General features: G+C 73.1%; 14 protein-coding genes and 1 pseudogene. 10 read left to right on the top strand and 5 right to left on the bottom strand.

Annotated features, from left to right (window positions below):
* From E1182_RS32450 to E1182_RS22735, 4 genes and pseudogenes are all read left to right on the top strand, one after another.
* Positions 1-900: pseudogene (locus tag E1182_RS32450) on the top strand (ATPase); the annotation flags it as partial.
* Positions 897-1,304, top strand: coding sequence for a roadblock/LC7 domain-containing protein (locus E1182_RS22745; protein ID WP_088976088.1), 408 nt, complete (start codon positions 897-899; stop codon positions 1,302-1,304). The pseudogene E1182_RS32450 and the gene E1182_RS22745, both read left to right, overlap by 4 nt.
* A 91-nt stretch (positions 1,305-1,395) precedes the next feature.
* Positions 1,396-1,758 (top strand): DUF742 domain-containing protein, encoded by a 363-nt coding sequence (locus E1182_RS22740; RefSeq protein WP_132268708.1) that lies wholly within the window; start codon positions 1,396-1,398, stop codon positions 1,756-1,758.
* Positions 1,739-2,359: an ATP/GTP-binding protein gene (locus tag E1182_RS22735; protein WP_132268706.1), complete on the top strand. Its 621-nt coding sequence runs from the start codon at positions 1,739-1,741 to the stop codon at positions 2,357-2,359. Before E1182_RS22740 ends, E1182_RS22735 begins: the two co-directional genes overlap by 20 nt.
* Positions 2,360-2,536: 177 nt before the next feature.
* Here the strand turns inward: E1182_RS22735 and E1182_RS22730 are convergent, their stop codons facing one another.
* The 5 genes from E1182_RS22730 to E1182_RS22710 form a co-directional block, all read right to left on the bottom strand.
* A complete protein-coding gene (locus tag E1182_RS22730; RefSeq protein ID WP_132268704.1) occupies positions 2,537-3,625 on the bottom strand; it encodes a uroporphyrinogen-III synthase in 1,089 nt (362 codons plus the stop codon).
* Positions 3,625-3,972 carry a nitrite reductase small subunit NirD gene (gene nirD, locus E1182_RS22725; RefSeq protein WP_132268702.1) on the bottom strand — a complete coding sequence of 116 codons (348 nt, stop codon included), beginning with the start codon at positions 3,970-3,972 and terminating at the stop codon, positions 3,625-3,627. The genes E1182_RS22730 and nirD overlap by 1 nt, the downstream gene beginning before the upstream one ends.
* On the bottom strand, positions 3,969-6,491 hold the full coding sequence (nirB, locus tag E1182_RS22720) for a nitrite reductase large subunit NirB (RefSeq protein ID WP_132268699.1): 2,523 nt from the start codon (positions 6,489-6,491) through the stop codon (positions 3,969-3,971). Before nirB ends, nirD begins: the two co-directional genes overlap by 4 nt.
* A 50-nt stretch (positions 6,492-6,541) precedes the next feature.
* Entirely contained in the window at positions 6,542-7,969 is a 1,428-nt protein-coding gene (locus E1182_RS22715) for an FAD-dependent oxidoreductase (RefSeq protein WP_132268697.1), read from the bottom strand.
* A 67-nt stretch (positions 7,970-8,036) separates the two neighbouring features.
* Positions 8,037-10,145: a molybdopterin oxidoreductase family protein gene (locus tag E1182_RS22710; RefSeq protein ID WP_132268695.1), complete on the bottom strand. Its 2,109-nt coding sequence runs from the start codon at positions 10,143-10,145 to the stop codon at positions 8,037-8,039.
* Positions 10,146-10,318: 173 nt separating this feature from the next.
* Here E1182_RS22710 and E1182_RS22705 point away from each other — a divergent pair, with 173 nt between their 5' ends.
* From E1182_RS22705 to glmM, 6 genes are all read left to right on the top strand, one after another.
* Entirely contained in the window at positions 10,319-10,576 is a 258-nt protein-coding gene (locus E1182_RS22705; protein WP_132268692.1) for a DUF6364 family protein, read from the top strand.
* A complete protein-coding gene (locus tag E1182_RS22700) occupies positions 10,566-10,859 on the top strand; it encodes a type II toxin-antitoxin system PemK/MazF family toxin (protein ID WP_132268690.1) in 294 nt (97 codons plus the stop codon). Before E1182_RS22705 ends, E1182_RS22700 begins: the two co-directional genes overlap by 11 nt.
* A 177-nt stretch (positions 10,860-11,036) precedes the next feature.
* Positions 11,037-12,404 carry a NarK family nitrate/nitrite MFS transporter gene (locus tag E1182_RS22695; protein ID WP_132268687.1) on the top strand — a complete coding sequence of 456 codons (1,368 nt, stop codon included), beginning with the start codon at positions 11,037-11,039 and terminating at the stop codon, positions 12,402-12,404.
* A gap of 209 nt (positions 12,405-12,613) precedes the next feature.
* A complete protein-coding gene (rplM, locus tag E1182_RS22690) occupies positions 12,614-13,057 on the top strand; it encodes a 50S ribosomal protein L13 (RefSeq protein WP_132268684.1) in 444 nt (147 codons plus the stop codon).
* Positions 13,058-13,077: 20 nt separating this feature from the next.
* A complete protein-coding gene (gene rpsI, locus E1182_RS22685) occupies positions 13,078-13,542 on the top strand; it encodes a 30S ribosomal protein S9 (protein WP_088647409.1) in 465 nt (154 codons plus the stop codon).
* Positions 13,543-13,655: 113 nt separating this feature from the next.
* The gene (gene glmM / locus E1182_RS22680) at positions 13,656-15,011 is read left to right on the top strand and encodes a phosphoglucosamine mutase (protein WP_132268682.1); all 1,356 of its coding nucleotides are present in this window, start codon (positions 13,656-13,658) and stop codon (positions 15,009-15,011) included.
* Positions 15,012-15,018: the final 7 nt, after the last annotated feature.

Genomic DNA, 15,018 nt, shown 5'->3' with positions numbered 1-15,018 from the left:
GCCCCCGCCGTGCCGCCCTCGGTGGCACCCGCCCGCACCGTGCCGGCCGAGCCGTCGTACGACTTCTCCGTCGGCACCCCCACGGTGGCCAACCCGGTCGTCAGTCCGCTGCCGAGGCGGACCCCGGTCGCCGAGCCCGCGCCCGCCCCGGCGCTGCCGCTCGGGCCGGTCGCCGGAGCGTCCGGCGCCGAGCCACCCATCGCGGCGGCTCCGCTCACGCCGGCGGCACCGCTCACCGACATGTCGGCGCCGGTCACCGCGGGATCGCCGTTCGCCACGGCCTCGCCGCCGCCCGCCGCCGGGGTGACGTACCCGGCGACCGTGCCGGCCGCACCGGTGGTGGCCCGTCCGGAGCGTCCGGCGGACTCGCCGATCTTCCGGGAGATGGAGGCGGTCTGGTTCCGCTCCCACGGCGACGACGCCACCGCCATCTTCACCCGGCCCAACTTCGACGAGAAGCCGCCGCCCGCAGCCTGGCGGGACGAAACCCCGGTGACGCCGTCCCGGCCGCCACTGCCGACCCGGGTGCCCAGCACGCCGAACGTCGCCGGAACCCCGTCGGTCACGCCACCCTCGTCGTACCAGCCGCCGGCGCCCCCGGCCTCACCGTCCGCCCCGGAGTCGGACGCCTGGCGGACCGCGGCCGACGAAGGCTGGTCGCGGGCGAACCGCGCCGCCGAACCGGCCGCCGGCGGAACCACCCGTTCGGGGCTGCCGAAGCGGGTGCCCCAGGCTCAACTCGTTCCCGGCGGCATCGAGCCGAAGGGGGGCCGGGACCGCAGCCGGCGCACCCCCGACGAGGTACGCGGCCTGCTCTCCGCCTACCACCGGGGCGTGCAGCGCGGCCGGTCGGCCGGTACGGAACAGAACAGCACCTCTACCAAGGAGACGCGCCGATGAACAGGCCAGCGGCCATGCAGGACATGGGTTGGCTGCTCACCAACTTCGCCGACAGCGTGGCGGGCATCGCCCACGTGGTGGCGGTGTCCGCGGACGGGCTGCTGCTCGCCTCCTCCCGGGACCTGCCACCGGACCGGGCGGACCAACTGGCGGCGATCACCTCCGGCGTGGTGAGCCTGACCGAGGGCGCCGCCCGGATGTTCAGCGCGGGTGGGGTGCTTCAGACCGTCATCGAGATGGACAGCGGCTACCTGTTCCTGATGTCGATCAGTGACGGCTCGTCGATGGCCGTGCTCGCCGCTCGTAGCTGCGACGTCGGGCAGGTCGGATACGAGATGGCCCTGCTGGTGGAGCGGGTGGGCGCCGCGCTGGTGCCGCTGCCGCGCGACGCGGTGCGTTCCTGACCGGCACGGTACGACGCCGGGCGCGTTCGCGCCCGGCGAGGAACGGGGGAAGCGGTACCGGCGCGACGCCGGGCGGGAGGAGGTGACACGGATGGAACCACGGCGGGACCCGCGCGGTGCGTTGGTGCGACCGTACGCGGTCACCCGGGGGCGTACCGAGCCGAGCCGGGACATCGCCCTGGAGGCGGTCATGTCGGCCACTCCCACCCAGGCGGCCGAGGCACGGTTCGCCGGCTACGACAAGTACCGCATCGCCACGGTCTGCGAGGGTCGGGCGCAATCGCTGGCGGAGATCGCCGCGTACACCCGGATGCCGCTGGGCGTCACCCGGGTGCTGGTCGCCGACATGGTGGCCGACGGCCTGCTGACGCTACACACTTCCGCTCCCGCCACGGGCTACGAGGAGCGAATGAACCTGCTGGGAAGGGTGCTAAGTGGACTTCGCGAACTATGACCCCGCCGGGGCGCACCGTAGCCGGGAGATCATCTCCGCGAAGATCGTGATCGCGGGTGGTTTCGGTGTGGGAAAGACGACCCTGGTAGGGGCGATTTCCGAGATCACGCCGCTGACCACCGAGGCGCTGATGACGTCGGCCGGGGTGGGCATCGACGATCCGTCGAAGGTGCCCGGCAAGGAGACCACCACGGTCGCCATGGACTTCGGCCGGATCACCATGGCGCAGGATCTGATCCTGTACCTCTTCGGTACCCCCGGTCAGACCCGGTTCTGGTTCATGTGGGACGAGATCATCCGTGGCGCGGTGGGCGCGGCCGTGCTGGTGGACACCCGCCGGATCACTGACGCCTTCGCGCCGCTGGACTACTTCGAGAACCGCCAACTGCCGTATGTGGTGGCGTTGAACCGTTTCGACGGCGCACCGCACTACGAGCTGGACGAGGTCCGTGAGGCGCTGGCCGTCCCGTCGGACGTGCCGCTGGTGCTCTGCGACGCCCGGGACCGGGAATCGGTGAAGCAGGTGCTGGTGACCGTCGTCGAGCACGCCATGCAGCGTCTCGAGGCCGAGCATGGCCGGGGGTACGCCCCGGTCGGCTGAGCCCGGTACCGCCCGCCGGACGGCGCACTGCACCGGGCGCGCCGCCTGCCGCACGGCGCGCCGCCTGCCGCACGGCGCGCCGGCCGCCGAGTCAGCTCTTCTGGCGTACATGGCGGTGTCGGAAGTCCTCCGACACCGCCATGTACCGCAGCCGGCCTCAGCCGCCGGGCCGCCCGGTCAGTCGATCCGCAGCCGGTAGCCGCGCTTGACCACGGTCTGCACCACCCGTGGCGCGTTCAACCCCACCCGGAGCCGGGCGACGGCCATCTCCACCGCGTGCTCGTCCGCGCCCCGGGGCAGGGTACGCAGCAGCGCGGTGCGGGACAGCACCTTCCCCGGCGACGCCGCCAGTGCCCGCAGCACCGCCATCGGGGCGGGAGCCAGCGGGCGGAGATCACCGTCGACCACGGCGGCGTGCCCGCGCAGGGTCAGCAGGTGCCCGGCCGCCTTCACCGTCACCGTACGCCGCGGCAACTCGTCCACGATCTGCCGGACCAGCGCGCCGAGCCGGGCCCGACCCGGCGCGCTGACCGGCACCCCCCGGCGTACCAGTGGTTCCGCGGTGACCGCGCCGACGCAGCTGGCCAGCACGTCCCCGCGCAACGCCTCCAGCACGGTGTCCGCCCGGTCACCGGCCGCCCGCAGCATCGCCTCGGCCGCCGGTGCGGAGGTGAAGGTCACCGCGTCGACCAGTCGGCCGGCGACCAGGTCGATCAGCCGGTGCAGCGGGGCCGGGTCGGTGGGTGGTGCCCACCGGTAGACCGGTATCTCGATCACGGTGGCTCCGGCCGCCTCCAGCGCCTCGGTGCACTCCGGCTGCCGGTCGCCGTGCAGTTGCATGGCGACGACCTGACCGGCCACGCCCCGCCGGAGGAGGTGACCCACCACCTCCTCGCAGCTCTCCGAGTCCGGCGACCACTGGTCGTGCAGCCCGGCGGCCCGGATCGCGCCCCGCGCCTTGGGCCCCCGGGCCACCACGTACGCGCGGGACAGCACCGCACGCAGCGGCTCGGCCAACCCCCAGCCCTCGGCCGCCTCCAACCAGCCACGCATGCCGATGCCGGTGTTCGCCATCAGGACGTCCGGCGGCCGTTCCAGGCAGGCCCGGGTCGCCTCACGTAGGTCACTGTCGTCGGCCAGCGGCACGATCCGCAGGGCCGGGGCGAGCACGACCCGGGCACCGCGCCGTTGCAGCAGCGCGGCCAGTTCGTCGCGGCGCCGGTCGGCGGTCACGCCGATGGTGAAGCCGGCCAGTTCATCCCGCATCACTCCTCCTGTCGCAACCACACCTCGACCAGCCCGTCCCGGCAGCGGACCCGGTGCACCGGCAGAGTCACTCCGGGCAGGTCCAGGCACTGTCCGGTCCGCAGGTCGTAGACCTGCTTGTGCAGCGGGGAGGCGACCGTCGGCACCCCGCCCCGGCTGCCGACGATGCCGCGGGACATCACGTACGCCCCGGCGACCGGGTCGAGATTGTCCACCGCGTACAACTCGTCGCCGGTGCGGAAGAGCGCCACCTGCACCCCGTCGACCAGGGCGGCCACGCCCCGGTCGGAATCCAGCCGGTCCAGCGGGCAGACCGCTGTCCAGTCCCGGGTCAACGCCGTGGTCATCGCCGCACCTCCGGCAGTCCCAGCGCGACGGGCTGACGCTCGCCGGCCGTCGGTGGCGCCCCGCGCGCCGGCACCCGCTGGCCGCGTTCCACCGTGAAGTTGATCGACGGGTCGGGTACCTCGGGAGCGTTGACGAACGAGGCGAAGCGGCGCAGCCGCTCCGGGTCGTCGAGGACGTCGCGCCACTCGTCGGAGTACGACGCCACGTGCCGGGCCATCGCCGCGTCGAGTTCGGCGCAGAGCCCGAGCGAGTCGTCCACGATCACCGAGCGCAGGTGGTCGAGGCCACCCTCCATCGCCTCGATCCAGGCGGCGGTGCGTTGCAGGCGGTCGGCGGTGCGGATGTAGTACATCAGGAACCGGTCGATCAGTTGGACCAGCGCCTCTGTGGACAGGTCCGTGGCGAACAGGTCGGCGTGCCGGGGCCGGAAGCCGCCGTTGCCACCGACGTAGAGGTTCCAGCCGGTCTCGGTGGCGATGATGCCGAAGTCCTTGCTGCGGGCCTCGGCGCACTCCCGGGCACAGCCGGAGACCGCCGACTTGAGCTTGTGCGGGGCCCGCAGACCCCGGTACCGCAGCTCCAACGCGATCGCCAGCCCGACGGAGTCCTGCACCCCGTACCGGCACCAGGTCTCGCCGACGCAGGACTTCACCGTCCGCAGCGCCTTGCCGTACGCGTGGCCGGACTCGAAGCCGGCGTCGACCAGCCGGCGCCAGATCTGCGGCAGCTGCTCCACCCGGGCCCCGAACAGGTCGATCCGCTGCCCGCCGGTGATCTTCGTGTAGAGCTGGAAGTCGCGGGCCACCTCGCCGATCACGATCAGCTTCTCCGGGGTGATCTCGCCGCCGGGGATTCGGGGCACCACCGAGTAGCTGCCGTCCCGTTGCAGGTTCGCCAGGAAGTGGTCGTTGGTGTCCTGCAACGACGCCTGCTCACCGTCGAGTACGTGCCCGGCGCCCAGCGAGGCGAGGATCGAGGCCACCACCGGCTTGCAGATGTCGCAGCCGCGTCCCCGCCCGTGCTCGGTGACGAGCTGGGTGAAGGTACGGATACCCCGGACCCGGATGATGTCGAACAGTTCCTGCCGGCTGGCGTCGAAGTGCTCACACAGCGCGGTGGACTGCTTGACCCCGGCCGCGTCCAGCAGCTGCTTGAGCATCGGCACGCAGGAGCCGCAGCTGGTGCCGGCCCGGGTGCACGCCTTCAGCGCCGGCACGTCGCACGCGCCGCCGGCGATCGCCGTGTCGATGTCGTCGCGGGTGACCGCGTTGCAGGAGCAGACCTGGGCGGTGCCGGGCAACATGCCGGCCCCGGCGCCCGCCCCGCCGGCCGGCGCCAGCAACGCCAGCGGGGGAGCCGGCAACGACCCGCCGACGCTGGCCCGCAGCGTCGGGTAGGCGCTGGCGTCCCCGACGAGCACGCCGCCGAGCAGCGTCTGCGCGTCGTCGGAGAGGACCAGCTTCGCGTACGAGCGGGTCACCGGGTCGGTGAACGTCACGTCCAGGCAGCCCGGCGTGGTGCCGTGGGCGTCGCCGAACGAGGCCACGTCCACGCCGAGCAGCTTGAGCTTGGTGGCGGTGTCCGCACCGGGGAAGGTCGCCGCGCCGCCGAGCAGCCGGTCGGCCACCACCTCGGCCATCGCGTACCCGGGGGCGACCAGACCGTGGCAGGTGCCGTCCACGGCCGCGCACTCGCCGACCGCCCAGATCCGCTCGTCGTCGGTGCGGCAGCTGGCGTCGACCAGCACCCCGCCGCGCGGCCCCACCGGCAGCCCGGCGGCCCGGGCCAGCGTGTCCTGGGGGCGGATGCCGGCGGCCACCACCACCAGTTCGGCGTCGACCGTGGCGCCGTCGGAGAGTTCCAGCCCGGCGACCGTGCCGTCCGGGCCGGGACGCAGCGCGGTGGTGGCCACCCCGAGGTGGGTGGTGACACCGAGGTCGGCGACCCAGCGGCGCAGCATCGCCCCGCCGGCCTCGTCGACCTGCACCGGCATCAGCCGGGGCGCGAACTCGATCACGTGGGTGTCCAGGCCCAGCAGGCGCAGCGCGTTGGCCGCCTCCAGGCCGAGCAGTCCGCCGCCGATCACCGCGCCGACCCGCCGACCCGCCGCGTGGTCGCGGATCGCCGCCAGGTCGTCCAGGGTCCGGTAGACGAAGACCCCGGGCAGGTCCGTGCCGGCCACCGGCGGCACGAACGGGTACGAGCCGGTGGCGAGCACCAGCGCGTCGTACGGGTACTCACCGGCCGCGGTGGTGACCACCCGCCGCTCCCGGTCGATCCCGGTGGCCGGCTCGCCGAGGCGCAGGTCCACCCCGTCGTCGGGGGTGTGCAGGTTCAACTCCTCGACGCTGACCCCGTCGAAGAACGCCGAGAGCCGCACCCGGTCGTACGCCGGCCGGGTCTCCTCGGCGAGCACCGTCACCAGCCAGCGGCGGTCGTGGTCGCGGGCGCGTAGCGCCTCGACGAACCGTTGCCCGACCATGCCGTTGCCGACGACGACCAATCGTCCGCCGGTCATCGCGTCACCTCCTCGCGGTGTCATCGCGTTTGTTCTCGCCTCAGGTCCGCTCATCGGGGCACCGCCACGGAATCCGCCTCGGAAAGCCAGGCGACGATGCCGGCGACCGCGTCCCGGCAGCCGCCACAGCCGGTGCCGGCCCGGGTCGCGGCGACCACGTCGTCGACCGTCCGGGCGCCCGCCCGCCAGCAGGCCACCAGCGCCCGCTTGGGCACGTCGTTGCACTGGCAGACGGTCGTCGCGTCGGGCATCAGGGCCGGGGAGCCGGCCGGCGCCGCCGTCGTACCCAACGCCCGGCCCAGCAGCAACGCCCGCCGGTCGACGGGCACCGGGCCACCCCGGTCGAACAGCTGCACCACCGCGCCGACGGAGGGGTTGTCCCCGAGCAGGATCGCGCCGGTCAGCCGCTCCTGGTGGATACGCAGCCGGGCGTACGTGCCCCGGGCCGGGTCGGCGAAGGTCAGCTCCTCGCCGGGGCCGGTGGTCGGGTCGCCCATGGCGGCCAGGTCGATCCCGGCCGCCTTCAGCCTGGTCACCGGCGGCCGGGGCCGGTAGCGGGCGGTCGGGTCCTCTCCGGTGAGCACCTGCGCGACCACCCGGGCCTGCGCCCAGGCCGGGGCGACCAGCCCGGTCACCGCGCCGTCGTGCTGGGCGCAGTCGCCGATCGCCGAGATGTCCGGGTCGCTGCTGCGCAGCCGGTCGTCGACCACCACGCCCCGCTCCACGGTCAGCCCGGCGGCGGCGGCCAGCCCGGTTTCGGGGCGTACCCCGCAGGAGAGCACCAGCAGGTCGGCGGCGAGGGTACGGCCGTCGGTCAGCCGCAGCCGAATCTCGTCGGCGTCCACGTCGACGCCGGACGCCGCGACCGCCAGTTCGGTCCGTACACCCAGTTCCTCGAGGGTGCCCGCGAGCACCGCCCCGGCGGCCGGGTCGAGTTGCCGCTCCATCAGGTGCCCCATCGGGTGCACCACGGTGACGTCGAGGCCCCGGGCGGCGAGCCCGCGGGCCGCCTCCAGCCCGAGCAGCCCACCGCCGAGCACCAGGACGCTGCGGGCGTCCCGGGCGACGGCGAGGATCCGCCGGCAGTCGTCCAGGGTGCGGAAGGCGACCACCCGTGGCGGCAGGTCCGCCGGGTCGATCCCGGCCAGCGGCGGCACCACCGCCCGGCTGCCGGTGGCGAGCACCAGGTGGTCGTAGCGGATCCGGTCGCCGTCGTCGGTGCGTACCTCCCGTGCGGTCCGGTCGACGCCGACGACGCCGATGCCGGTTCGTACGTCCACGCCCTGCCCGGCGACCTCGGCCAGTTCCATGTCCGGCTCGTCGATCTTCCCGGCGAGCAGCGTGGACAACATGATCCGGTTGTACGCGCGGTGCGGTTCCGACCCGAGGACGGTGACCTTGTGGTCGGCGCCCCGGGCGTGCAGTTCGGCGGCGAGTCGGGAGCCGGCCATGCCGTACCCGACGATGACGATGTTCATCGCCGTCCTCCGCCTGGTGCGGACCGGTGGTGCGGTGCGGCGGTGCGGTGCGGGTCCTTGCGTTCGTTCATGCCTTCTCCACCCGTACGGCGCAGATCTTGAACTCGGGCATCCCGGAGACCGGGTCCGTCGCGTCGTTGGTCACGGAGTTGGCCCGGGCCGCGCCGCCCCAGTGGAACGGCGCGAAAACGGTGTCCGGCCGGATCGCCGGGCTGAGTCGGGCCGGGGCGCGCAGCTCGCCCCGGCGGGAGGTGACGACCAGCTCGTCGCCCTCCTCGACGTCGAGCCGGTCGGCCAGGTCCGGGTGCAGCTCGACGAAGCCGCGGGGCGCGGCCTTGCGCAGCGCGGCCACCCGCCGGGTCTGCGTGCCGGACTGGTACTGGGCGAGCACCCGCCCGGTGGTGAAGTGCAGCGGATACTCGGCGCAGACCTCCTCGGCCGCCGGACGGTGGCTCACCGGGTGGAACCGGGCCCGCCCGTCGGGGGTCGGGAAGCGGTCGGCGAAGAGGCGGGGGGTGTCCGGCCCGTCCGGGTCGGGGCAGGGCCAGAACGCCCCCTCGTCGCGCTCGATGCGCTCCCAGGTGACACCGGCGTAGTCGGCCGGCCCACCGGCGGAGGCCCGCCGCAGCTCGGCGAAGACCGTGCGGGGGTCGGTGGGGAACGCGGCGTCGGTGCCGGTCAGGCGGGTGGCCAGGCCGGCGAGGATGTCCAGGTCGGTGCGGACGCCGGGCGGCGGCGGGCGCAGGGCCTGCCGGCGCAGCACCCGTCCTTCCAGGTTGGTCATGGTGCCCTCCTCCTCGGCCCACTGGGCGACGGGCAGCACCACGTCGGCCAGCGCCGCCGTCTCGGAGAGCAGGAAATCGGCCACCACCAGCAGGTCGAGCCCGCGCAGCCGTTCGGTGACCCGGGCGGCCCGGGGCGCGGAGATCACCGGGTTGGAGCCGAAGACGAGCAGCGCCCGGGGTCCGCCGGGCATGCCGAGCGAGTCCAGCAGTTGGTACGCCGGCACGCCGGGGCCGGGCAGGTCGTCGGGGTCGACGCCCCACACCCCGGCCACGTGCGTCCGGGCCGCCGGGTCGTCGATCTTGCGGTATCCGGGCAGCTGGTCGGCCTTCTGCCCGTGCTCCCGGCCGCCCTGGCCGTTGCCCTGGCCGGTCAGGCAGCCGTACCCGGAGCCGGGACGGCCGGGCAGGCCGAGGGCGAGCGCCAGGTTGACGAACGCGCTGACCGTGTCGACCCCCTTGGCGTGCTGCTCGGCACCCCGGGCGGTGAGGATGATCGCGCTGCCGTCGGCGAGGGCCCGGACGGTCTCCTCCAGGTCGGCCACCGGCACCCCGGAGAGGCGTTCCACCTCGGCCGGCCAGTATCCGGCGACGGTGCGGCGGACCTCCTCGAAGCCGGTGGTGCGGGCGTCGACGTACGCCTTGTCGACCAGGCCCTCGGTGACGGCGATGTGCAGCAGCGCGTTGGCCACCGCCAGGTCGGTGCCGGGCAGCGGTTGCAGGTGCAGGTCCGCCTGGCGGGCGGTGGCGGTGACCCGGGGGTCGACCACGATCAGCCGGCCGCCGCGCTCCCGCTGGTCGGTGACGTGCCGCATCAGCGGCGGCATGGTCTCCGCCGGGTTCGCGCCGACCAGCAGCAGCGTGTCGGCCCGGCCCAGGTCGGCCAGCGGGAACGGCAGCCCCCGGTCGATGCCGAAGGCACGGATGCCGGCCGCCGCCGCGGAGGACATGCACCACCGGCCGTTGTAGTCGATGTTGCGGGTACGCAACGCCACCCGGGCGAACTTGCCGAGCGCGTACGCCTTCTCGTTGGTGAGCCCGCCACCGCCGAAGACCGCGACCGCGTCCCGGCCGTGCGCGTCCCGGACGGCGTGGATGCCGGCGGCGACCCGGTCGAGGGCCGCCTCCCAGCTGGCCGGGCGCAACTCGCCGCTGGCCGGGTCGCGCAGCAGCGGAGTGGTCAGCCGGTCGGGGTGGTCCAGCAGCTCGGCGGCGGTCCAGCCCTTCTGGCAGAGGCCGCCCCGGTTGGTGGGGAACTGCCGGGGGAGCACCTCCACCCGGTCGCCGGAGTCGCGCAGGGTCATCCCGCATTGCAGGGCGCAGTACGGGCAGTGCGTCTCGGCCGTACGGGGTGGGATCCCCGGCCGGGTCGCAGCGCGTGCACCGTCAGTCATGCTGGAGAAGCGTGCCTGCGGGGGGTTTCCGGACCGGGTCTCGTTTGTTTCGGCCCTGTCAAGAGCGCCTCACACCGCACCCGGGGAGGGCGACCGGTGCGGCGCTCGGTGTGTCCGGTTCGCCGGTGAGCGCGGGAATGACTGATGGTCATACCAGGAGTAAGCTGGTCGGCATGACTGCCAAGGTGACCCTGTCGTTCTCGGACGAGACGATCGAGGAGGCCCGCCGGTTCGCCAAGCGCGAAGGGCTGTCGCTCTCCGCCTGGATGGACCAGGCGGCCCGGGAGAAGGCGCTCCGCGAGGTGTTCCGTGCGCACGCCGCCGCGGTCGGCCGGGCCGGGATCGACCTGGAGTCCGCCGCGCTCGCCGACGCCCGGGAGGTCGCCCTGGTCGACGACGCGCTCTTCGGCGGGCGACCGCGTGCTGCGTAGGGGTGAGATCTGGCGGATCTCCGGAGCCCGCGAGCGGCTCGGCCTGGTGATCAGCTCCGACGTCTACAACTCGACCGACGTGCCCATCGTGATCGTGGCCGAGGTGGTGGAGACGGCTCTGCTGCGTGACTCCCCCCTCGCGGTGCCGATGGGCGGGTACGTGGTGATGCCGGACCGGCTCTCCTCGCCGATGAAGAAGTGGTTCACCGAGTGCGTGGATCTCGCCGACACCGAGACCATGCAGCGGGTGGCCCGGGCGCTGCGCATCCTCCAGCAACTCTGAGCGCTCTCCTCACCATCGGGCGGACCGGCCGGTGCGATCACCGTTGCCTGCCCGACGTCGTCGGCGAAACGTTCCGGTAACGGTGGGTGCCTAGCTTTCACCCGGGGTCGCTCGACGCCGGCTGAGCCGGTGGGTCGTGCGAGCCACGACATAGCCCCCGGCCGGAAGGAGCGCCTCATGACCACGACGACTGCGCCCGCCACATCAGCGGACGAGATCGACCTGCAACGCCGGCCGGGCCGGTGGATCGGCCACTGGGCCCCGGAGGACGGCCACTTCTGGCAGACCGTGGGCCGCGGGATCGCCCGGCGCAACCTCATCTTCTCGATCTTCGCCGAGCACATCGGCTTCTCCGTCTGGCTGCTCTGGAGCATCGTGGTCGTCCGGTTGGGCGACGTCGGATGGCAGTTGACCACCAGCCAGGCGCTCTGGCTGACCGCCGTGCCCAGCGGCGTCGGGGCGTTGCTTCGGCTGCCGTACACCTTCGCGGTTCCGATCTTCGGCGGGCGCAACTGGACCATCGTGTCCGCCCTGCTACTGATCATCCCGGCCGGGGGTCTGGCCTGGGCGGTCCAGCATCCGGAGATCGGCTTCCTGCCGCTGCTGCTGATCGCCGCCACGGCGGGCTTCGGGGGCGGCAACTTCGCCTCCAGCATGGCCAACATCTCGTTCTTCTATCCGGAGCGGGAGAAGGGCTGGGCGCTCGGCCTGAACGCCGCCGGCGGCAACATCGGCGTGGCCGTGGTGCAGTTCGTGGTGCCCCAGGTGATCGTGTTCGGTGGGGGCCTCGCGCTGGCCCGGGCCGGCCTGATGTACATCCCGCTGGCGGTGATCGCGGCGGTCTGCGCGTTCCTGTTCATGGACAACCTGGCCGAGGCCAAGGCGGACGTGGGCCCGGTGTGGTCCTCGCTGCGGCACCGGGACACCTGGATCATGTCGTTCCTGTACATCGGCACCTTCGGTTCGTTCATCGGCTACTCGGCGGCCTTCCCGACCCTGCTCAACGGGGTGTTCGGCCGGCCCGACATCGCGCTGTCCTGGGCGTTCCTCGGCGCGGGGGTGGGCTCGGTCTGTCGCCCGTTCGGTGGGCGCCTCGCCGACGTGATCGGCGGCGCCCGGATCACGGTGGCCAGCTTCGTGCTGATGATCGGTGGGGCGTACCTGGCGCTGTGGTCGGTGCAGGAGCGCCGGTTGGGGTTCTTCTTCCTGGCGTTCATGCTGCTGTTCGTGGCGACCGGCATCGGCAACGGCTCGACCTACCGGATGATCTCCCGGATCTTCCAGGTGAAGGGGGAGGACCTGGGCGGTTCGCCGGAGACCATGCTGGCGATGCGCCGCCAGGCGGCCGGGGCGCTGGGAATCATCTCGTCGGTCGGCGCCTTCGGCGGTTTCCTCGTCCCGATCTGCTACGCCTGGGCGAAGTCGACCTACGGCGGCATCCAGCCGGCCCTGCGGTTCTACCTCGTGCTCTTCCTGGTGATGATCGTGGTGACGTGGGTCGCGTACCTGCGGCCGGGAGCGCGGATGGCACGGGCCGGGGTGTGATCCCGCTCATCGCCCCGCCGCAGGCCACGCCGGGTCCACCCCCGTTTTGACCTGCCGGCGGGGCGGCGGGTATCGTTGCCTGCTGTTGTACGACATTCTTAGGCGTGCCGCATCAGGTACGCTTGGTCGTTCGTGCGCGCTGGTCCGACCGGGAGGCCCTGGTCACCTCGGCGCGCGACCCCAGACCGACGACGAGACAAGGTAGACCTGTGCGTACGTACAGCCCGAAGCCGGGTGAGATCGAGCGTCAGTGGCACGTCATCGACGCCTCTGATGTCGTGCTGGGCCGCCTGGCGACCCACGCCGCCACGCTGCTGCGTGGCAAGCACAAGCCGACTTTCGCGCCGCACGTCGACACGGGCGACTTCGTCGTCATCGTGAACGCGGGCAAGGTCGCGCTGACCGGCAACAAGCGCCAGCAGAAGATCGCCTACCGCCACTCCGGCTACCCGGGTGGTCTGAAGCGGGTGGGCTACGACGAGCTGCTGACCAAGCGCCCCGACCGGGCCATCGAGCTGGCCGTGAAGGGGATGCTCCCGCACAACAAGCTCGGCCGTCAGCTCATCAAGAAGCTGAAGGTCTACGCCGGTGCCGAGCACCCGCACGCGGCGCAGCAGCCGGTGCCGTTCGAGATCAAGCAGATCGCGCAGTGAGCGCGGGCGAAGGAAACAGCATGACCGACATCACCGAGACCGAGGTCGCCCCCGAGGCCACCGAGGCGCCGGCGCCCGTCGCCCGCGCGCCTCGTGGCGACCGCCCGATCCAGACCGTGGGTCGGCGCAAGGAGGCCATCGTCCGGGTCCGCATCGTCCCCGGCAGCGGCAAGATCACCTGCAACGGCCGTGACCTCGAGGCCTACTTCCCGAGCAAGGTGCACCAGCAGCTCATCAAGGACCCGCTGGTCACCGCCGAGAAGCCCGAGGCCTTCGACGTCATCGCCAACCTGCGTGGCGGCGGCACCACCGGCCAGGCCGGTGCCCTGCGGCTCGCCATCGCCCGCGCGCTGATCGTCAGCGAGCCCGACGACCGCCCGGCTCTGAAGAAGGCCGGCTTCCTGACCCGTGACGCCCGGGTCAAGGAGAGCAAGAAGTACGGCCTCAAGAAGGCCCGTAAGGCTCCTCAGTACTCGAAGCGCTGACCTTCAGCGGCACGTTGTACTTCTGACGAACGGCCGGGTCCGCCTCCCCTCGACGGGAGGCGGCCCGGCCGTTCGCTTCTTCCCTGGGACCGTTTCATCGGAGGTTGGCGGGTATGGGCCGGTTGTTCGGCACGGACGGCGTACGCGGGCGGGCGAACGCGGATCTCACCCCGGAGCTGGCGCTGGCGGTGGCGGTGGCCGCCGCGCACACCCTGGCCGAGTCGGACAAGAGCCATCCGCCGCTGGCCGTGGTCGGCCGGGACACCCGGGCCAGCGGCGAGATGCTGGAGGCGGCCGTGGTGGCCGGCCTGACCAGCGCCGGCGCCAACGTGGTCCGGGTCGGCGTGCTGCCCACCCCGGCGGTGGCGTTCCTCACCGCCGAGGCCAAGGCCGACCTGGGCGTGATGCTCTCCGCCTCGCACAACCCGATGCCGGACAACGGCATCAAGCTTTTCGCCGCCGGCGGCCACAAGCTGCCCGACGAGATCGAGATGCGGATCGAGGCGGCGGTCGAGGCGAACAGCACCACCGCTTGGAAACGTCCGATCGGCGCGGGTGTCGGCCGGGTGCACGACCTGCTCGACGGCGCGGACCACTACGTGCAGCACCTGGTCGGCACGGTGCCGCACCGGCTGGACGGGATCAAGGTGGTGGTCGACTGCGCCAACGGCGCGGCGGCCGAGGTCGCCCCGGTCGCCTACCGGGAGGCCGGCGCGGAGGTGATCGCCATCCACGCCGAACCGGACGGGCTCAACATCAACGACGGGTGCGGCTCCAACCACATCGACGCGCTGCGCGAGGCCGTGGTCCAGCACGGCGCGCACCTGGGGCTCGCGCACGACGGCGACGCCGACCGGTGCGTGGCGGTCACCGCCGACGGGGTCGAGGTCGACGGCGACCAGTTGATGGCGATCCTCGCCCTCGCCATGCAGGAGTCCGGCGCGCTCACCCAGGACACCCTGGTCGCGACCGTGATGAGCAACCTCGGCCTGCGCCTGGCGATGTCCGCGCAGGGCATCCGCCTGCTCGAGACCAAGGTCGGCGACCGGTACGTCCTGGAGGAGTTGCGCGCCGCCGGTCTCGCCCTCGGCGGCGAGCAGAGCGGCCACATCGTCATGCCGGCGTACGCCACCACCGGCGACGGGGTGCTGACCGGGCTGCACCTGATGGCGCGGATGGCGCAGACCGGCAGGTCACTGACGGAACTGGCCGCGGTGGTGACCAAGCTGCCGCAGGTGCTGATCAACGTGCCGGTGGGGGACCGCACCGTCGGCGCCGCCGCGCCCGCCGTGCGTACCGAGGTGGAGCGGGCCGAGGCCGAGCTGGGGCAGACCGGCCGGGTGCTGCTGCGCCCGTCCGGCACCGAGCCGCTGGTACGGGTGATGGTGGAGGCCGCCACCGAGGCGACCGCCCGGTCGGTGGCCGAGCGCATCGCCGACCAGGTCCGGGCGGCCAGCCCGCCCGCCTGACCGCCGC

Source organism: Micromonospora sp. KC721 (genome assembly GCF_004348355.1).
Lineage (GTDB): Bacteria > Actinomycetota > Actinomycetes > Mycobacteriales > Micromonosporaceae > Micromonospora.
The sequence above is the reverse complement of the archived record's forward strand: the minus strand, read 5'-3'. Positions and strand labels throughout refer to the sequence as shown.